At 34.5% G+C, this 19,743-nt stretch carries 20 protein-coding genes; 8 read left to right on the plus strand and 12 right to left on the minus strand.

The annotated features are described in order from the left end of the window. Positions 1–110: 110 nt before the first annotated feature. The gene (gene tmk, locus MJ631_RS05520; protein ID WP_262986259.1) at positions 111–728 is read right to left on the minus strand and encodes a dTMP kinase; all 618 of its coding nucleotides are present in this window, start codon (positions 726–728) and stop codon (positions 111–113) included. A 106-nt stretch (positions 729–834) separates the two neighbouring features. Between tmk and MJ631_RS05525 the strand changes: the two genes are divergently transcribed. The 3 genes from MJ631_RS05525 to MJ631_RS05535 all read left to right on the plus strand — a co-directional run bounded on the left by MJ631_RS05525 (position 835) and on the right by MJ631_RS05535 (position 4,381). Continuing rightward, complete coding sequence (locus tag MJ631_RS05525; RefSeq protein ID WP_213863872.1) at positions 835–1,407, plus strand: thioredoxin family protein; 573 nt, start codon at positions 835–837, stop codon at positions 1,405–1,407. 5 nt (positions 1,408–1,412) lie between these two features. Further along, the gene (locus MJ631_RS05530) at positions 1,413–3,131 is read left to right on the plus strand and encodes a monovalent cation:proton antiporter-2 (CPA2) family protein (RefSeq protein ID WP_007302300.1); all 1,719 of its coding nucleotides are present in this window, start codon (positions 1,413–1,415) and stop codon (positions 3,129–3,131) included. A gap of 89 nt (positions 3,132–3,220) precedes the next feature. Further along, entirely contained in the window at positions 3,221–4,381 is a 1,161-nt protein-coding gene (locus tag MJ631_RS05535; protein ID WP_007302299.1) for an aspartate kinase, read from the plus strand. A 15-nt stretch (positions 4,382–4,396) separates the two neighbouring features. Here MJ631_RS05535 and recF read toward each other — a convergent pair whose 3' ends face one another. Both recF and bcp read right to left on the minus strand, forming a co-directional pair. After that, positions 4,397–5,476, minus strand: coding sequence for a DNA replication/repair protein RecF (recF, locus tag MJ631_RS05540; RefSeq protein WP_007302298.1), 1,080 nt, complete (start codon positions 5,474–5,476; stop codon positions 4,397–4,399). Between the two features lie 8 nt (positions 5,477–5,484). Continuing rightward, positions 5,485–5,952 (minus strand): thioredoxin-dependent thiol peroxidase, encoded by a 468-nt coding sequence (gene bcp, locus MJ631_RS05545; protein WP_052264884.1) that lies wholly within the window; start codon positions 5,950–5,952, stop codon positions 5,485–5,487. Positions 5,953–6,015: 63 nt separating this feature from the next. Between bcp and gshB the strand changes: the two genes are divergently transcribed. Beyond that, entirely contained in the window at positions 6,016–6,942 is a 927-nt protein-coding gene (gene gshB, locus MJ631_RS05550; RefSeq protein ID WP_052264879.1) for a glutathione synthase, read from the plus strand. Here the strand turns inward: gshB and MJ631_RS05555 are convergent. Further along, positions 6,927–7,949: a UDP-N-acetylglucosamine--N-acetylmuramyl-(pentapeptide) pyrophosphoryl-undecaprenol N-acetylglucosamine transferase gene (locus tag MJ631_RS05555; protein WP_214303141.1), complete on the minus strand. Its 1,023-nt coding sequence runs from the start codon at positions 7,947–7,949 to the stop codon at positions 6,927–6,929. The genes gshB and MJ631_RS05555 overlap by 16 nt on opposite strands. Before the next feature lie 73 nt (positions 7,950–8,022). Between MJ631_RS05555 and MJ631_RS05560 the strand changes: the two genes are divergently transcribed. After that, the gene (locus MJ631_RS05560) at positions 8,023–8,382 is read left to right on the plus strand and encodes a hypothetical protein (RefSeq protein WP_214303140.1); all 360 of its coding nucleotides are present in this window, start codon (positions 8,023–8,025) and stop codon (positions 8,380–8,382) included. Between the two features lies 1 nt (position 8,383). Here the strand turns inward: MJ631_RS05560 and lpdA are convergent, their stop codons facing one another. The 8 genes from lpdA to der form a co-directional block, all read right to left on the minus strand. Continuing rightward, entirely contained in the window at positions 8,384–9,769 is a 1,386-nt protein-coding gene (lpdA, locus tag MJ631_RS05565; RefSeq protein ID WP_214303139.1) for a dihydrolipoyl dehydrogenase, read from the minus strand. A 638-nt stretch (positions 9,770–10,407) separates the two neighbouring features. Then, positions 10,408–11,148: an aminoglycoside phosphotransferase family protein gene (locus MJ631_RS05570; protein ID WP_250147216.1), complete on the minus strand. Its 741-nt coding sequence runs from the start codon at positions 11,146–11,148 to the stop codon at positions 10,408–10,410. Positions 11,149–11,258: 110 nt separating this feature from the next. Beyond that, the gene (locus MJ631_RS05575; protein WP_214303292.1) at positions 11,259–13,013 is read right to left on the minus strand and encodes a reverse transcriptase domain-containing protein; all 1,755 of its coding nucleotides are present in this window, start codon (positions 13,011–13,013) and stop codon (positions 11,259–11,261) included. 255 nt (positions 13,014–13,268) lie between these two features. After that, a complete protein-coding gene (locus MJ631_RS05580; RefSeq protein WP_255521118.1) occupies positions 13,269–13,400 on the minus strand; it encodes a hypothetical protein in 132 nt (43 codons plus the stop codon). Between the two features lie 172 nt (positions 13,401–13,572). Further along, positions 13,573–14,064 (minus strand): disulfide bond formation protein B, encoded by a 492-nt coding sequence (locus tag MJ631_RS05585; protein WP_012481943.1) that lies wholly within the window; start codon positions 14,062–14,064, stop codon positions 13,573–13,575. Positions 14,065–14,162: 98 nt separating this feature from the next. Further along, a complete protein-coding gene (locus tag MJ631_RS05590) occupies positions 14,163–14,789 on the minus strand; it encodes a hypothetical protein (RefSeq protein ID WP_262986261.1) in 627 nt (208 codons plus the stop codon). Positions 14,790–14,806: 17 nt separating this feature from the next. After that, positions 14,807–15,232, minus strand: a complete 426-nt coding sequence (locus MJ631_RS05595; protein WP_246111615.1) for a hypothetical protein — start codon at positions 15,230–15,232, stop codon at positions 14,807–14,809. Positions 15,233–15,364: 132 nt separating this feature from the next. Beyond that, positions 15,365–16,690 carry a ribosome biogenesis GTPase Der gene (der, locus tag MJ631_RS05600; protein ID WP_007302288.1) on the minus strand — a complete coding sequence of 442 codons (1,326 nt, stop codon included), beginning with the start codon at positions 16,688–16,690 and terminating at the stop codon, positions 15,365–15,367. A gap of 135 nt (positions 16,691–16,825) precedes the next feature. On the opposite strand from der, the gene MJ631_RS05605 reads away from it, so the two are divergent. The 3 genes from MJ631_RS05605 (at position 16,826) to MJ631_RS05615 (ending at position 19,302) form a co-directional block, all read left to right on the plus strand. Further along, on the plus strand, positions 16,826–17,017 hold the full coding sequence (locus MJ631_RS05605) for a hypothetical protein (RefSeq protein WP_246485224.1): 192 nt from the start codon (positions 16,826–16,828) through the stop codon (positions 17,015–17,017). Further along, positions 17,010–17,651: a hypothetical protein gene (locus MJ631_RS05610; protein ID WP_246485223.1), complete on the plus strand. Its 642-nt coding sequence runs from the start codon at positions 17,010–17,012 to the stop codon at positions 17,649–17,651. Before MJ631_RS05605 ends, MJ631_RS05610 begins: the two co-directional genes overlap by 8 nt. Positions 17,652–17,775: 124 nt before the next feature. Next, positions 17,776–19,302 (plus strand): acyl-CoA carboxylase subunit beta, encoded by a 1,527-nt coding sequence (locus MJ631_RS05615; protein ID WP_213863877.1) that lies wholly within the window; start codon positions 17,776–17,778, stop codon positions 19,300–19,302. The last annotated feature ends 441 nt before the right edge of the window (positions 19,303–19,743 follow it).

Genomic DNA, 19,743 nt, shown 5'->3' on the forward strand with positions numbered 1-19,743 from the left:
GCGATTTCTTTTATTATAATAGCAATGTTATTTCTAACTCAAAGCTTGTTTTTGACCTGTAGGCTCAATCGTAACATTCAGTAAAAAACTCAGGGTATTTATTGACAAAATTATAGCGGCTGCATGCCTTTTTTCTTTTTTCTTATTACATCAATAATTTCACTATACACTTTATTGTTGTCTTTATCTGCAATTCCAGTAATAACATTACATCTATTAGATTCTTTTATAGCTATTTCTTGAAATCCTTTTCGAATTTTATGATAGAAATCAATGCTCATTTCTTCATACTTATTTTTATCCTTTGCTCTGCTGAGTCCAACTTGAACATCAATATCTAAAATAAATGTGATATCTGGATATTTAATTTCCACTAATTTGTGTAAGTCTCTTATTAGACTCAAGTCAACACCTAGTCCATACCCTTGATACGCAATAGTTGAATCGATAAATCGATCACAAATAACTGTCTTTCCCTCTTTAAGAGCTGGTAGTATTAATTCTTTCATATGTTCATATCTCATTGAGGTAAATAATAAAAGTTCAGAGATGGGATCAATACTATCCTTAAGTAGTGATCCTCTTATTTTTTCTGCAAAATCAGTACCACCTGGTTCTCTAGTCAATACGACATTATTTTCACCGTGAATTTGCTTGAAATAATTTGCAAGTAACTCAGACTGTGTTGTTTTACCAGAACCATCTATTCCTTCGAAGGTTATGAACATAAATTTTATAATTACAATGCTAAATGCAAATAGTGTACATAGAAACCATTTGACATTTAAGCAATAAGATCATAAATTATATACGGTATACAATTCTCTATGAGCTATGGTTACGCTAGACACTCCTAAGATAGATTTAGACTTTACTGCAAAGAATTTCAATCTCTTGGGAGTGGATAACAAATATTATACATTAAGTGACTGCTATGGGGAAAATGGTCTTATTGTAATGTTTATATGCAATCACTGTCCTTACGTTCAATCAATTATTAGCAATCTAGTAAGCGATGTTAATTTGTTGAAAAAAGATTATCAGGTAAACACCATTGCAATCATGCCAAATGATGTGAATAAGTACCCAGAAGACTCCTTTGAAAACATGATTAATTTTGCAGAGAAAAATAAGTTTACATTTCCATATTTAATTGACAGTAACCAAGAAGTAGCTAAAGAGTATGGTGCTGTTTGTACCCCTGATTTCTTTGGGTTTAACGCTGATTTAAAACTTCGTTATCGTGGACGTTTTAACAATGCAAAAAAAGAGAAAGTTCAAAATTATGAAATAGGAAGTAGTGATTTATTTCAAGCGATGAAATTTATTGCAAAAACTAGCAATCCTCCAATTGACCAAAAATCAAGTATTGGTTGTTCAATAAAATGGTCTAATTCTACAGGTTAAATATTATGCACAGCGGCTCTCAGCATTTGTTTGATATTATAATCTTACTTTCCGCTGCTGTGTTTATAGTCATAGCGTTTTGGAAAATGAATATTAGTCCAGTGCTTGGTTACTTTGTTGCAGGTGCATTGATTGGTTCTCATGGATTTAATCTGATACATTCAGTTGAAGTAATGGATAACTTTGCAGAGTTTGGCGTAGTTTTCCTATTGTTCATTATAGGTCTTGAATTGACATTTGAACGCCTTATCGCTATGCGTAGGCATGTGTTTGGGTTTGGTTCCCTTCAAGTTATAGTTACCATGATAGCAATATGGTGCATTGCTCTTGCCTTTGGAGTAAATACAAACATGGCAGCAGTTATTGGTGGTGGACTTGCACTATCCTCAACAGCAATAGTGTTGCAGGTTCTGCAAGAAAAGGGTTCTCAAGCAAGCCAAGTTGGTAGATTGTCAATAGCAGTGCTACTAATGCAGGACTTTGCAGTGGTACCTCTAATAGTACTAGTGCCCCTGCTTACTGGCAATTCTGAACACAGCTTAATAAGCTCGTTGGCAGGCTCATTAGTGCAAGCAGCTATTGCATTGGTGTTGATATTTGTAACTGGTAGGTTATTACTGAGGCCATTGTTTTCGGTTATTGCCAAAATGGAGAGTAATGAAATCTTTATATCAACAACACTTCTGATAATATTAGGATCAGCATTTATTACTGAACAATTTCATTTATCAATGGCATTAGGCGCATTTGTTGCTGGGTTACTAGTTGCAGAAACAGAACACAGGAATTCGGTAGAACATGCAGTATTGCCATTTAAAGACTTATTTCTTGGTTTATTCTTTATGACTGTTGGCATGTCTATTGATATTGACCTTTTACTCAATAAGTTACCACTCGTTACTTTATTATCAATTATCCTTATCGTTTTAAAGACGTCCATTATATATACATTGTGTAGATTTTTTGGATTTAGAAGTGCACCTGCAATACAAGCTGGATTACTGCTTGCACAAGGCGGTGAATTTGCATTTATTTTATTCCGTTTAGCAGATGAATTAGATGTACTATCAAGTGAAATCGCTCAAGTGCTTATGATGGTAACTACAGTAACTATGGCTTTTACTCCTCTTTTATCGGGAATTGGAGACTGGATAGCAAATTCATTTAGCACTGAAAAAATAATACTAGACGATGAAGCAATCGAAACAGACACACAAGATCTTTATAACCACGTAATAGTTGCCGGGTTTGGTAGAGTGGGATATATGGTAACGAAAATGCTTACTGCAGAGCATTTAAGTTATGTTGTTGTAGATATTCAATCAAAAATAGTGAAAGAAGGAAAAAATGACAGTTTCCCTATATATCTTGGAGATGCTACAAGATATGAAATTTTAAAATCAGTAGGAATAGAAAGAGCTCAAGCTCTTGTGGTTTCAATAAAGAACGAAGTCACTATAAAGAAAATAGTTTCTCTAGTTGCAACAAACTTCCCACATGTAAATATTATAATACGTTTACCAGATTTGAATAATGTGGAGGTTTATAAAGATCTAGGGGCTAGTAAAATTATTCCCGAGACGTCTGAGATTGGATTGCAGCTAGGTGGAGCAGCATTAAGCTTAAGTGGAATTAGCGAAAGCGGAGTTACATCTTTAAAAGGTAAATTTAGAAAAGGCAACTACAGTATGTTAAAAGACCTTGGTAGTGATAAAGATGAATAATCCTCTATCACTTTAATTAGTGATCAGAAAAACACATTTAATTAAGCAACTATACTCTCTAGAAAGGTGAAATTGACCTTATTGTAACTATGAACAAAATAATAATAAAAAAATTTGGTGGTACTTCGCTAACTGACTTAAATCGAGTTGCAAATCTAATAAAAAACGATATTGAAAAAGGTTATAATGTAATTGCTGTTGTATCTGCTGCTGCAGGATTCACTGACCAAATGGCTTTTCAAGCCAGGCAAATTTCAAATTTAAATTGTAGACAAGAGTTATCAGAGTATGATGTCCTGCTTTCAGCAGGAGAACAAATCTCTTGCGGGTTATTAGCTATCACTCTTCTGTCTGTTGGAGTTAATGCTAAATCATGGCTCGCCTGGCAGTTACCAATTGTAACGGATAATTTTTATTCTGAGTCTAAAATAAAAAAGATAAAAATTGACCATGTAAAAAGATCTTTTGCTGAGGGTTATACTGCTGCAATCATTGCTGGTTTTCAGGGTATACACGATGATAGAATCACTACTTTTGGTAGAGGAGGATCTGATATCTCAGCAATTGCCTTTGCTGTAGTCTTTGGTATTAGGACTTGTGAAATTTTTACTGATATTGACGGAATATATACAGCAGACCCAAAAATTGTTCCAAGGGCACGCAAGCTTAAATCTATCTCTTACAATGAAATATTGGAGATGTCGTCATCTGGTGCTAAAATATTGCATAATCGTTCAGTACAACTTGCAATGAAGCATAATATTAAGGTGCAAGTGTTATCCACTTTTGAGGAAGTAGAAGGCACTACAGTACTACACGAAAAAGATGTACTGGAAAGATACTTAATTACTGGAATAACTTATAGCACTCACGAAGCTCTTGTAACTTTTACTAACTTTGCAAATACTCTGGATACTTTAAGAGATATAGCAGGAGCAAACGTTAAAGTTGACATGATACATGGGTCAAGCTTTTTGATTTCTAAATTTGATGTTGATTTAATGACAAAGTTATTGAACAAAAATGAAAATTATGTCGTAAACAATAATATAGCTAAAATTTCAATAATTGGTATTGGTGTTATGTCTAACACTGAAGTGATGTATCGCACACTCAAGGTTTTAAGCGAAAAAAAGATAGAAATACTTGCTGTCACAATGTCCGAAATCAAGATCAGTATAGTTGTTCAAAAAAAACACGCTGAGGCTTTAATTAGAGATTTACATACCGAATATGAGCTTGATGTATGACAGCACGCTTGAAATTTATTTACTTGATAATTCAAAAAACTTGAAAGAGCAAAGATAGTTATTGAAATTATCTTGATTTACATCGGTTATCCAAGTTTGACATTGAATGCTTAACACCTCCTCCATTAACACCTTTCTGTAATCTTTATCCAGATGCGACATTATATCGTCAAGCAGAAGAAGAGGTGCTTTATTGTAATGAATACACCTTGCTTTTACACTAGATAAGATGATAGAAAGCAGTAATAGCTTTTGCTCTCCAGTAGAACAAAGATTTATTGGCATGTCCCCTTTTTGGCAAAAAACCCAAAAATTATCATTATGTACAGAAAAGGTTACTCTACCAGTTAATGAGTCTTTTTCTCTGTTTTCCTTTAGACGATTCTGAAAATATTCTGCAGTATCGTTCAAAGTTAGCTGACTGCTAAATTTCAAACTTGCCTTTGGAAAAAACTCACAAGAATGGTTATCAATTGTGTCTTGTAATATCTTTAAAACAGATGATCGCATACGTAAAATATCAATTGCATTGGTAGCCATGACGTTTTCAAGACTAGAGAGCCAACTTTCGTCCAAAATATTCTCTCTAAGCAATTTACTTCGCTCATGCTTAGCTTTTCTATATTTCATGTAGCAATAGGTGTAATTTTCTTCAAATAGTGAAACTATACGGTCTAAAAATTTTAACCTGTCACTTGGAGAATTAAGAAGAATATAGTCCATTTGTGGAATTAGCCATATTACATTAGATATTCTATACAAAGATGAGTAGCTTGACTGCGTTTTCCCATCAATTTGTATTAATTTCTTATTAAGATTCTTTCCTATACCAATTGAGTTAAGCTCTGCTCCATTGAAAAAATCATAATACACTACCCAACTTTCATTACTGCGCCTATTTTGCATCTCATTGATTTTTGCTTTTTTCATTCCGTTGCTTTTAGCAAGCAATGAGATTGCTTCAAGTATATTAGTTTTTCCAATACCATTTTTGCCAGTTACTACAACTGGTCTATCATCTAAATCCAGTTCAAAGTTTGAATGACTACGAAAGTTATATAATTTCAGTTTTTTTATATAGCAATGGGTAGTCATTCTTTAATTTATATTCTCCTTACTTCTTCTAGAACCTCATCAACATGTCCACTAACTTTTACGTTTTTCCAGATCTTCACTACTTTACCTTTTTTATCTATTAAAAAAGTAGTGCGCTCTATTCCCATATACTTTTTGCCAAACATACTTTTCTCTACCCAAACACCATACTTTTCCAACATTTCAGCATTTTCATCAGAAACTAAAGAAAATGGCAGAGAATATTTTGCTTTGAAGTTAGCGTGGCACTTAACGCTATCTTTTGATACACCAATTATCACTGTGTCAAAAGAAGAGAAATTTTCTATATTGTCTCTAAAGCCTTTTGCCTCCATTGTGCAGCCCGGAGTATCGTCTTTAGGATAAAAATAAAGAACTACATTTTTTTTATCAAAAAATTCACTCAGTGATAAAATCTCACCAGAATCTGTTGGCAAGCTAAAATCAGGTGCATTATTTCTTATTGTTAATTCCATACTTTGCTCCATTATTAACACTTTTATGGTACTATATTATATTGTAATAGGAAGGGAGGATAAATGAAAGTAGCTTTTCAGATGGATGAAAGTATAAATTTTGAAGCTGATACTACATTTTCATTAATAAAAGAAGCGCAAAGAAGAAGGTACGAAATTTTTGTTTATGTACCTAATAATTTAGCACTCAAGTTAAATCAGCCAATTGCCCTTGCTCAGAAAGTCAGCGTTGATGATTGTAGCTTCATTTCAAAAGAGGATGTAGTAATCAACCTAAATGAAATGGATATCATATTTATCAGACAGAATCCACCATTTGATATGCGGTACATTACAACAACCTATATCTTAGAAAAGACTACTGCGTTAGTAATAAATAATCCAACAGAAATAAGAAACTGTCCTGAAAAATTAATTACTTCACTATTTCTAGAGCTAATTCCTCCAACTTTGATCACTGAAAATATATCGATGATTAGAAATTTTTGTCACGACTATCAAGATATCATCTTGAAACCACTATATAGCTATGGAGGAAATGACGTAATAAGAATACAAGACCAAAATAGCATTCAAGTGGTAGTCGATCTCATGATTGCAAAATATGAATGTCCTGTAATTGCACAAGCATTTTGTAAAAAGATAAATACAGATAAAAGAATACTGCTACTGGATGGAAAGCCAATAGGAGTAATGAAGCGAGTTCCAAAGTCTAGCGGAGAAATCAGAACAAATATGAGGCTTGGAGCAAGTTTTGAATCTATTGAAATGAATGATAGAGACACTGAAATATGTAATAAAATCGGTCCTGAGCTAAAGAAAAGAGGGCTAATATTTGTTGGTATTGATATTATAGATGACTTCCTTCTTGAAATTAACACAACTTCGCCTACGGGAGTAGTTTATATCAATAAGTTGTATAGTAAATCACTAGAAAAAGAACTATGGGATGCATTTGAAGAAAAAGCAATTCGTCAACTAAGTTCTTGAGCTATTGCCTTAATAAATTCAGTAACTCCATTCCTTATTCTTGTTTTCTTAGTATTATTAGCCATATCACGCAATTTTTGACAATTTTGCAATAAATCAACTAGCAACTCTCCTAGATTCTTTTTCGCGTTACTATTTTGCTCAACTATTACAGCTGCTCCCGAATCTTCAATATGTTTTGCATTATAAAATTGATGGTTATCTTTTGAGTGAGGATAAGGAATATATACAGCAGGACGCTCAGCAAGAGTAATCTCTGCTATTGAAGTTGCCCCCGCTCTGCTAATTACCAAATGAGCATTGGCCAGCTTATTTTCCATATCATCGAAAAACTCACTTAACTCACAATCAATTCCTTCACTTTTGTATAGACTCTTGACCTTGTTTATATTTTTCTTCGTACATTGCTGCGTTACTCTAATCCTCTCTTTTACTTCAACAGGTAGATCACAAATTACGCTGCTCACTACATCATCAAAAAAATTTGCACCCTGACTGCCTGCTATTATTAACACGTTTAAAACTGTTTCAGCTCTAGAATAGCCTTGTGCTTCTATATCGACAAAATTTCCTGTAAAAACGCATTTACTACCTTCTGCATACTTAGTCTCTGGAAAGCTAGTTGCAATTAATTTTGCACTCTTGAAAAAGAATCTATTTACTCTCCCTAAAACTATATTTTGTTCATGTAAAATTATAGGTATAGAAAAAATCTTTGCTGCAAAAAGAGTTGGAAAAGAGGCGTAGCTACCAAAACCAATGATTAGCTTTGGTTTTAATTTTCTTGTTTGATACAGTGCTAATACACAACTATACATTAACAAAAAGAGAAACTTCAATTTGTTGCCACTTGGCTTGCACAATGGTAAAATATAACTTTCTATATTGATGGTTTTTTGATCAGTGAATAATATACAATTGTGCCCTTGTACCTTTAGTGCTTTTGCTAAGGTTATAGCTGGAAAAACATGCCCACCTGTACCGCCTGTTGCTAGAATAATAGTCATCTGTAAGTAGTAATTTGATAATAGATTGTTAATTATTTTTTAATACTTTGCATGTAAAATTTTATCAAGCTTTATGATAGTTGAGTTAAAAATGCCTAAAAGTAGTGACAGTAAAAAAGAATCTAACGTAAAAAATAAGCCTCAAGAGCAAAGCAGAAGCGGAGGTTTATTAAAAAACATAATAAAAGCTCTTTTTAACTCAGTTGTTGATCTACCTCAGCAAGAACAACTCAATAAAAATATTGATAGACAACAAGGTTTAGACAGTAAAAGAAAAAGCCCAGAGGATCTTAATCAGGAAAAAAAGCTTGAAGTGAAAGAAGCAGCTGAAGGGTTAAAAGAAAAGTTAGAAAAATCTGATATTGGTAATCAATCTATTAGAATTGAATCGCCTAATCAGGATAATTGTAGCTCTAAAACAATGGATCGTTAGCTTAACTATTTAACGATTCATCATCTGCAGCAAGTACTGATTCGTGTATAATTTCCGAAATAGTTGGATGAGGAAAAATCGTAGATTTTATGTCGCAGTCTGTTCCCTCTAGTTGCTTTGCAAGAGCGAAATTGCTAATTAACTCTGTTACTTCCGCTCCTATCATGTGAGCTCCAAGAAGTTCGCCTGTTTTTTTGTCTATAATTGTTTTCACTAAACCTTCAGTTTCACTTAGTGCAATAGATTTACCATTAAAGTTGGAGTGAAATTTTCCTACTTTTATATCGTATCCACTTTTTATTGCCTGTTCCTCAGTAAGGCCAACGCTTGCTACTTGCGGATGAGAGTAAGTGCAATTTGGTATGCACTCTTTTTTTAACTTATGAGCATTTTTACCGGCAATTTTCTCAACACAGATTACAGCTTCATGACTTGCTTTATGCGCTAAACATGGGGGACCAGCTACATCACCTATTGCATACACACTTGATTCACTTGTTTCATACCACTCATTCGTTTCAATGAAACCAGAAGGACTCAACTTAATTTTTGTATTTTCTAAACCTATATTTTCAGTGTTTGCTTGCACGCCAACTGCAACAATCACCCTATCAAATTCTTTGCTCTCACCACTACTTAGTAACACTTGAGCAAAGTCTTTATTTTTAGTCAAAGCTTTTACGCTACTGTTTGTATATATTTTTATCCTTTGTTTTGTGAATATTTCTTGTGCTAAATTTGAAATATCTTTATCTTCCAGCGGCAAAATAGTGTCTTTTACTTCTATAATTGTTACATCAACTCCCAAAGTACTATAAAAACTTGCAAACTCTATTCCTATCGCACCAGAACCTATGATTAGTAGAGATTTTGGTAACTTCTTTGGAGTCATAGCGTGCTGCGCATTCCATATTAAATCTCCATCTACTTCGATTCCAGGAAGATTTCTTGCCCTTACACCTGTTGCTAAAATGATATGCTTAGAAGAAATTTCCTCCTCCTTCTTATCATTAAGAATTTTTACAACATAGTTACCTGCAAGTTTACCAAAGCCTTGATGAACTTTGATGTTATTTTTTTTCATCAAATACTCAACACCACTTGATAGCTTGCCAACAACGTTCCTTGAATATTTCACCATTGATTGTATATTAAAACTTGCATCCTTTACTTTTATGCCAAATTCTTCTGATCTTCTTATTAATCTATAAATTTCAGATGCTCTAAGTAGCGATTTTGTTGGTATACATCCCCAATTTAAGCATATACCACCCAAATTTTCCTCCTTTTCAACAATTGCAGTTTTAAGTCCAAGCTGCGCCGCTCTAATTGCTGCTATATAACCACCAGGACCGCTGCCTATAACTGTAATATCATACTCATTCATCAGTTTTCTTCGTATGCAAAAGACTATATATAACAGATGGAACCCGTATGATCAATGCTCAGGTGTATAGAAGCGACTTGACAAACCTTCCCACGTTCCTTATCATATCAATAGGAGTATTTATCCTTGTTTTTAATCTCTGCAGATTTAACAACAAAATTCAGTAAAAACTCAGATATTTATTGGCAAATTACAAAAAATTATAGCGGCTGCATGTCTTTTTTTATTTTTTCTACATTCAGCCAAAACGCGCTTTAAATAAGCGTTAGCACATTATTACAACGCCAATTTACATTATTATAGGGTCAAAACTCACTACTGGGGGATTCTTTTGCCTTTTTTCTATTTGGTAAATTTCTTAATATTTGTAGCTAAAATTTCAGGATGTCATTCCAGCACTTCTTATTACCTGTTCTGGATCCCAGTATCTGGGCACTGGGATGACAAAAACATAAGATGACACCGAAGGGGCTACTCGCATCTTTTTAGCCCAAATCACAATGTTCGTACAGCTGTGACTAGTATGACACCTTCCTTATACAAAAAATTTTTTGATAAAAAAACTGGATTTCAATACTGAGATTACATCCTTTCTAGTGGAGATTGCTCTCAAATCACAATGTTCATACAAATATACTTTATGAATTGCGTTTATAATCTCTAAACACTTCATTAATAGTGTGCCAAGCTTCGACAGCGTTCGTGTTTGTGGTAATATCAGCAAGAGCCTTCCATAAAGCCCAGGCACGGCCACGAGTCCAAGTGCTAGCATCCAACGGAAGCATTGCACGGAAGATTTTTCGGCTTTCTCCTCTAAGCAGCGTCCAAGCAATCATTAGATCGCAAGCGGGATCGCCGATCCCCAATCCTCCAAAATCAATGACGGCACTCAATTTTCCTTCTTGCACCAATAGGTTGCCAGCGCTAACGTCACCATGGACCCACACTGGCAAACCTTTCCAAGCGCTTGCTAGCGCTGCTTCCCAGAGCTCGATTGCAGCATTGGCATCTATTCTATCTTTTAGAACGGCAATTGCTTGCTTTGTCTCAGCATTATAGGTTGTTAGTACCCCTCCACGATAGAAATTATGTGGTCCGGGAAGAGGCCCATCTGTAGTATCTATGCGTTGTAAAGCAGCGAGAAATTGAGCAAGGCTGGTTGCAAAGTTATTCAGATCTGCTATGTGCACAGATGCAGCGGTGTTGCCATCAATCCATTGGTAAATAGACCATTGCCATGGGTAACCCTCACACGACTCTCCCATTGCCAAAGGCTTTGGAATTGAAAGTGGCAGTAAAGGTGCCAACCTGGGTAACCACTTTTGTTCCTTTTCCACCTGCATTGCATACTTTGCAGCGCTTGGCATACGCACAAGCATGTGATCACCCAGACGGTTATCTAAGTGGGAAAAGTCGCCTCTCCCCACTCGACTTCAGAACCGTACGTGAGACTTTCGCCTCATACGGCTCCTCTATAATTTGGTGCTTGTCATGCACACTTTCTATGTAATTCATCGTGACAATGTCCATGTAACAAGGATAAATTCTTTTTCATATTATTACGTCTGTTTCGGTCAATATGATGTGTTTCTAAGATATCATCATTTTTAAACCAAAGTTGACAATGACCACATTTACCTTGTTGTAACTTCAACAATTTTATTACTCTTGGTAGTTTATCTGGTATCTTCCTTAAACGATTACCCCAATAAACCCAATCGCCATCATATGGAGACTTGGTTCCTTTCACTTTGACATGCCTTTTAATAGCATGATCTCCGTGCTTAATAAGAAGAACTTTGTTATTTGTCATAAATCGCCAATTATCGTTTTTATACTTTTTAAAGTATTTATTTTTAATCCAGTATTTTCCTTTGGTTGGGTGCCTGTAGACTGCCCACTTCCAGATGTTTCTAAACATTACACTGTCAATAAACCTAAAGGTCTTGTTTGACACAACCGAAGAATAATATTTGCTCCACCCTCTAGTAATTGGGTTAAGCTGTCTTATTACTGTTTCTTGTGTTGATCCTCTTAATCCTCTAATCTTATGTTTTATAGTGAGTGTATGCTGTTTTCTGGATTCACGACTTGGTTTGACTAATAATTTATAACCCCTCTTATTATTTTTCGTAGAGTAATGCCTTATTGAGAAACCAAGAAAATTAAATCCTGGCTTTTCTCCATTTTGAGTATGAGAAATCTTTGTTTTTGAAGGTTTCAATTCTAGTCCAATGGTTTTGAGCCATTCTTCAACTATCATTTTTGCCTTCAGAATGATTTCCTTACTCTCATGTATGATGATAAAGTCATCTGCGTAGAAAATTACACTTAATGAGCTTTTTGCTTCTCTACTGCTTGCAACACCACATTTCATCTTCCTATATTGAAGAAGTTCACTCCATAACGTTTCTTTGATATATTGTTCTAATCCATTTAATGCAACACAAGCAAGTAACGGTGAGATCGTCCCTCCTTGAATTGTACCACGTTTTGTGGATTCAAATTTTCTGTTTTCCATTACTCCAGCTCTTAACCATCCTTTTATAATTCTTCTAAAGGTTGGTGTAGTGTTAAGTTTTTCCAACAGAGCATTTTGATTAATATTATCAAAACATCCAGAAATATCAGCATCTAAACAGTACGCTGTTTTCCAATTCAGTGAATTAAATATGGCTTCAATAGCATCATGACATGACCTACCAGGTCTAAAACCATACATGTTCGGTTCAAATCCTACCTCCCACTCTGGCTCTAGTGCCATTTTCATAAGTGTTTCTTTTGCCCTATCTGAGATAGTAAGTATACCAAGAGGGCGATATTCTATTGGTTTTCCAGGTTTTGGAATCCAAACACGTTTTGATGGTTTCGCTTTTTCTCTAACATTTAAAGAATATGCTAATTGCAATCTTTCTTTATGATTAAGATTTGCTTTTCCATCAATACCTGCAGTTTTCTTCCCTCTGTTATCTTGAGTTACTTTTCTGACAGCAAGTAGTTTTGCACTTATTGAATTGAGTAATAATCTTTGAAGTTTATGTACCTTCTTCTTATCATTACATATTGCAGCTTGGTAAATTCGCTTTTGTAGCTTAAATACAAATTTCTCAACTTTACGCCAAGGAATTGTATTCCATTCATACCTAACAAATTGTTGGTCTATAACATATTTACTACTATTCACAACTTTACCCTCCAAATTATAGTGTCCACGTCTGCATATCCCAAATATTACTTTGGGCATTAGCTTCTTGGACAATCCCTCCAATGTAAGTGCTTATGGCTGGCTGCCTACTTACATTCAAATGAATATAAGAGCACCTATATGGTTATCCCGTTTCACGATTTTGTTTCGTGTTAGACTTAGGTTCTTACTTTTTACCGGAAGCTGAGAACATCTATAATCAAAGACATCTAACTTTAATTCCTCGTATGCTTCATACCATTTTGGTCTATGCGTAAAACAACCTTAATTTCGCATATTCAATATAACGACAATTCAATCATAAGTTTCTCTTGTAACCATATCTAACTCTGTTTGCAGGAGTTTGCTATAAGGTTTAGCATTACCTGCTTTTATCTCATGCTTGCATCCTAAAGGTTGCCATTCTTTAAAATGTGAGACATACATTATCCCTGATGTCTAGAGAAGATGGAATCTAACCATCACAAAATCGCAACTTCGGGTCGCACAAATGTTCTATTGTCCCATCCACCGGGCACGATTTGGCAGATAGACAGATCTTTAAATTGCGGAAACTGGGTGACAACTAAGCGGTGTACAAATGCAGCATCTACTCTTGCTACTTTTTGCACCAATTGTGCCTTAAATTTCTTTCTTTACAATATATCCTACCTGATACAAACAGGGCTACTATAAGATAAATAAGATTCCATGTTGCTAATGAAACACCAAAAATATAATGAGGCCTGTCACAAGACGGAGAGTAATTGGGGTTTAATAGATTATTTCTCAACTCTTCTATGCTAACGTTACCACTTGCTTGCTCTGTACAGCCTAAAACATCATGAAATAAGTGGAGTTCAAGACCTACATGATAAAAAGATATTATTGCACCAATGAGATAGCTGCAAAACATCGCATAGATTAGGATTTTGTTGTCTTTGAACATGTACGCAACTGCAAGTAGCCCTGTAACATAGTAAACTACTCGCTCGTATATGCATAACTTGCATGGTAGCATATTGAAGAAATACTCTAGCACATATGCAAAAATCAGAGCAGCGGCACTTGACAGCAAAAAGATTGTAGAACTGTTATTTATATCTGACATAATTAACGAATTACCACAACAACCGAAAAAGTCAACTTTTGTTTAATAATGTTCTATATAATTATAAAGCGACACATATCACTCTATAACTTTTTTATCTAGCCTCTATGCATGTATTCACAGCTAGATACTGATTTAGTTTGCATACTAGTTACAACCCTAGTATCACTATCTATTTTTGCAATTTCTTCTTTGGTATACAATTCATCCTTGTTTTTCGTCCAGCTATTGTCATATTGAATATCAACTTCTCCTCCATTGGTTTTAAACCCAAATGTTTCTTGCATAAGCAATCTTGCTTCTTCCAAACGTCTGTTGTAACGTTTGTTAGAATCTTGATAGCTAGATATAAGAAGAAGAACGTCATTAGAAAGAGTGAAATATACTATCTCTTCCATAATTTTGTAAATCTCATGTTCTGATAACTTAAACAAAGGATAATCTTTTTGAAACTTATTCTTTACTTCATTGTAAATTTCCATAATTTTTACTCTACCAGCATCGCTTAGAGCAATGATAGCATTTTCAATACTTGCTATACCATCATAGCTTAGAGCAATGATAGCATTTTCAATACTTGCTATACCATCATAGTCATAACCTTTTCTGTCATTTTCAGCAACCAAAAAGCCATGCACAGCCTGAATCTCACCAACTTTCTTATCTTCTTTAGGTAAGATATCAAAATCAAAATAGATCATAGGAGATTTCAATACCAACAACATAAATATACGCATACTGTCTATCTCAACACCAAAATTTTACTTTCTGGAATAGAGTATAGATCTTTGAAATATTGAGATACAGTGTATAAAGGACATTTAGATAGTTCTGTTTTCTTATCTGTTTGTAAGTGAAAGCTAAATTCATACTCTCCTAAATCCAGCTCATTAAAGTCTATAAGCTCTATGTTTTTGTTTGGGTTAAACTCTCTGTTTGATATTTTATTCTCCAACTCTTTACGTTGCGTAGGAGTAAAACCAGATCCATTTATTACTAATTTCACTACACGCGTATCTTCCCTTTTTGCCCAATTGCTCAATCTTTCCAAATATTTTTCTGGAATCGGGTATCCATATCTTTTTGGAAGCCACTGAAATACTAAAGGTGTATCAACCGTGAAAGTATGTGGAGATCCAGGCCTTAAATCTTGTCCTTTATAATTCATAGCAAAAGTACTAAACAAGTTAATACTTTACTATATAATATTAATTTATCAACTACTTATTTAAGTAATATTATTTACTTATTAATAATATTACTAAGATAAAAAAGTATATTATTAGTAAAACAAGATTATCTACTTTACATAGGGGTTTTTATTCTTTTTCAAAAGCAATCTAACTGGTACACCTTCAACAAAGAAGTTTTTTCTAAGACCATTAGTCAAATAACGTTTATAACTCTCATCAACACTTTCCGGGACGTTGCATACCAAAGAAAAAGCTGGAGGTTTGGTGCCAATTTGAGCAATATACTTCATTTTAATCTCTCTACCTTTTATAAGTGGGTGAGAATGTTTTTCCACAGCATCTATTAGCCAATTATTCAGTTTTGCAGTGCTGATCTTCTTGTTTAAGGATTCACTCACTTCAAGACACTTATCTATCACATCACCACAGCGCATACCTTTCAATGCAGAAATTGTTACAGTTGGCACTTCCAAAAATAACCGAGTCACTTCCTGTTGTTTGACAAATTTTATTAACTTACTTCTGTCATCCTTACCTATTAAATCCCACTTATTTAAAACAATGATAATTCCCTTCCCCCCTTTAATTGCAGCTTCAGCAATTGATAAATCCTGCTGCTCAATGCCAAGCAAGGAATCTAACATTAAAATCACTACATGAGAGCGCTTTATTGACTCTATACTTTTTTCAACAAATCTTGATTCTAAGTTATCAACAACATTTGCCTTTCTGCGGATTCCCGCAGTGTCGATGAGAGTGATTAATTTCCCATTATGGTCGTATGAAATATCCACAGAGTCACGCGTGGTACCGGGTTCTGAGCTTACTATTAGTCTATTTTCTGCAAGTAAACTGTTTAAAAAAGTTGATTTTCCAACGTTTGGGCGACCGATGATTGCAATCCTCAGTCTAATGGACTCACTTTCAGGCAGCTCAGTGCCTTCGCTAAGACCTTCAATCACACCAGCTAATGCATCATAAAGATCAACCATGCCAAGATTATGCTCGGCTGAGATGTATACCGGACCTATGAAATTGAAAAACTGCAAATAATCAACATTTTCCGATTTATGACTTTCACATTTGTTTGCTATTAGTATTACAGGTTTATTTGTTTTTCTCTTCAGCCACTTTGCAAACTCTTTGTTCTGCTCGTTTTGCACTTTTGCATCAACAAGAAAGAAAACTACATCTGCACTCGACAAAGAAAACTCTATTTGTTCAATAACTTGTAGTGAAAAACTGGTTTGGTCATTCCATCCTCCTGTATCTATAACTTTAAACTCTAAATCACTAATTCTTCCAATTCCTTCACGCCTATCTCTCGTTACTCCTGGAATGTCACTAACTACCGCTGCTTTTCTTCCCACCAGCCTATTAAATAGAGTTGACTTGCCTGCATTTGGAAGGCCTATTATGACTATTTTCAGCATAGTTTAAGAGCGTATTTTATAAATAGTAAATTATAATCAAAATTTTTTAATTTAACTATTGACTTGATAGATTATATACCTATCCTAAAATTAGGATATTTTATCTTAAGTTTATTATGTAGAATTGGAGGCGCTATGCATAATGCAAATGAAACTTTAATAATGAATTGCGGTCAAGTTGCTCAATTAACTCCTCAAATTTATAAATTAGGGACACCTTATAACAAAAGGACACGTATATATAAATATATAACTTTGGCTAAAGCATTGGAAAATCTCAATGATCCATCCCGGTCACATGAAAATAAGGAGCTTTTTTTTGAGTGACAATGATGAAGAAACTAAGAAATTTCTGAGTGTAATTCGAAAAGGAATTGCTGAATATACAGGTAATGATTCTATAGATGTGAGGTTGAGAGGAAAAGAAGATAAATCATTTACTGCATGGGTATCGTTAAAAGAAGGCAGAGGTGAGTTAAAATTTGATAACTCATTTCCTGGTAAAGCCTTAAAGGATAGTAATCCAAAAATTGGAGCTTTTACATTGGTATCTCCAGAAGATAAAAGGTTGGTGCGTGTTTCACAAAGTGATGATGGTGTAAGGCTTTATCAAATACTAAATGAGTCTTGTATAATTAAATTTAACTGGAAAGTGGGTGATAGAGATTGCAGTATTGCTTTAAATATTAGTGGAAATGGTAACGTATTTTGTACTGATTTAAGTGATAATATAAGTCCTGAGGACTTCGAGGAAAACAAAGCTGTAAAAATAAAAATTGGCTATTATGAGAATAAGAAGATGGATAAATATAATGACATGACTCTAGCAAAATTGGTCTCATTGGCTTCAAACTTACAAGGAATTGAAAGAGAAGTTATAACAATTAATCCATCAACAGGTGTAACAAGTGCAAGTGCACAGAATGTTAGTGAGTCTCAGCATTCTCAAAATATTAAATAGAAATTGCTAGCGCATTAATTATCGTACACATACACCGTTGCATGCAGTAACGGTGTATGTGTATAATCAATAGGATTTGTAAGCTCAATAAAGTTTACAACCAATTTGAAAGTTATTTTACTACATGCAAGACTCTGAAATACTAGAAACTCTAAAGATCAAAACATTAGAAGCCGAAAAAGGAGGAGGTCCTGATAGAGTTAACAAGCAACATGAAAAAGGAAAGCTAACCGCTAGAGAAAGGCTGAGTATATTGCTCGATGAAAATTCATTTCAAGAGTATGATAAGTTTGTGAAGCATCACGCAACTGATTTTGGCATGCAAAATGCTGATTTTTTAGGTGATGGAGTTGTAATTGGCCATGGTACTATTCATGGCAGAAAAGTTTTTGTTTATTCTCAGGATTTCACTGTCTTTGGTGGATCACTTGGTGCATCACATGCAAAAAAAATATGCAAAATTATGGATATGGCAATTAATGCCAGGATTCCAATTATCGGACTAAACGACTCTGGTGGAGCTAGAATTCAAGAGGGAGTAAATTCCCTTGCTGGTTACGGAGAAATTTTTCAAAGGAATGTAAATGCATCAGGCGTTATACCACAAATCTCTCTAATCATGGGCCCATGTGCTGGCGGTGCAGTTTACTCTCCAGCGCTAACCGATTTTATTTTCATGGTAAAAAATAGCTCATACATGTTTATAACCGGACCAGATGTAGTGAAAAAAGTTACCTATGAAGATGTAAGCCACGAAGATCTTGGTGGAGCAAAAATTCATACAAGCAAAACAGGAGTAGCAGATTTTGCGTTCAATAACGATGTTGAAATGCTGCTGAGAATCCGTGAATTCCTTACCTTTTTACCAGTAAATAATCAAGAGTCAACGAAATCTGTACCTATCTGCAACTTAATTGATGATGTTGATGAATCTTTGAACACTCTAGTTCCTAGTAATCCTAATACTCCTTATGATATGTATGAACTCATTGAAAAGGTGTGTGATGAAAGGAAATTTTTTGAACTAAAACCCGATTTTGCCCGTAACATCATAATTGGCTTTGGCAGAATTGGAGGAAATACTATTGGTGTTGTTGCAAATCAACCTATGCACCTTGCAGGATGCTTGGATATTGACTCTTCAAGAAAAGCTGCAAGGTTTGTAAGATTTTGTGACGCATTTAACATTCCCATCATCACACTTATTGATGTTCCAGGGTTTTTACCTGGCACGAATCAAGAATACAATAATATAATACAGCACGGAGCGAAACTGCTTTACGCTTACGCTGAAGCGACCGTGCCGAAAATTAGCTTGATCACCAGGAAGGCATACGGTGGTGCATACATTGTCATGAATTCGAAACATCTAAAAGGTGATATAAATTATGCTTGGCCAACCGCTGAAATAGCTGTAATGGGACCTGAAAGTGCAGTTGAAATTATATTTAGGCATGAAAAAGACCAGCAAACGTTAATCAAAGAATATAAAGAGAAATTTGCTAATCCATTTTTTGCTGCATCACATGGATACATTGATGACATTATAGTGCCAAGTAAAACAAGGCATCACTTTCACAAAGCATTAGAGCTACTTAAAAACAAGAAAGTAGAAAGAATATGGAAGAAGCATGATAATCTTCCTTTGTAACTTTACTCTCAGTCTTTATTGTAAGGTCTACAGTGCCGTTACACCAAGTTGGATTACCAATAACGCTAACTTTTGGGTTCCTTTTTTCTATAATATATTCTTATAGCTAAAAAATTACTTCCGCATATTCTAAATCTGATTATAATGACAATTAGAGATACTTTTAGAGCTCAAAAATTTATCTTTGTCTGCAGACTTTTTTTTATTAAACAATCAAACTCATAAAAAAATGTAGCGTATCCTCTTCAGCGTATGTGGGTGCATACACACATACTTAATTTCTGTCGTATGTGCATTGCATTTTTTTCTAATCTTTTTTTTCAAAGGAGGATTTTATGTCCAGAATTCCAGATATTTGACGTTTACTTTAGCTAATAAAAACCAACTGGTACCTGCGGTTTTTATAGCCTCAAAATTTCAATCAAAATTCAACTATCATTC

This window comes from Wolbachia endosymbiont of Oryzaephilus surinamensis, from assembly GCF_025617515.1.
Lineage (GTDB): Bacteria > Pseudomonadota > Alphaproteobacteria > Rickettsiales > Anaplasmataceae > Wolbachia.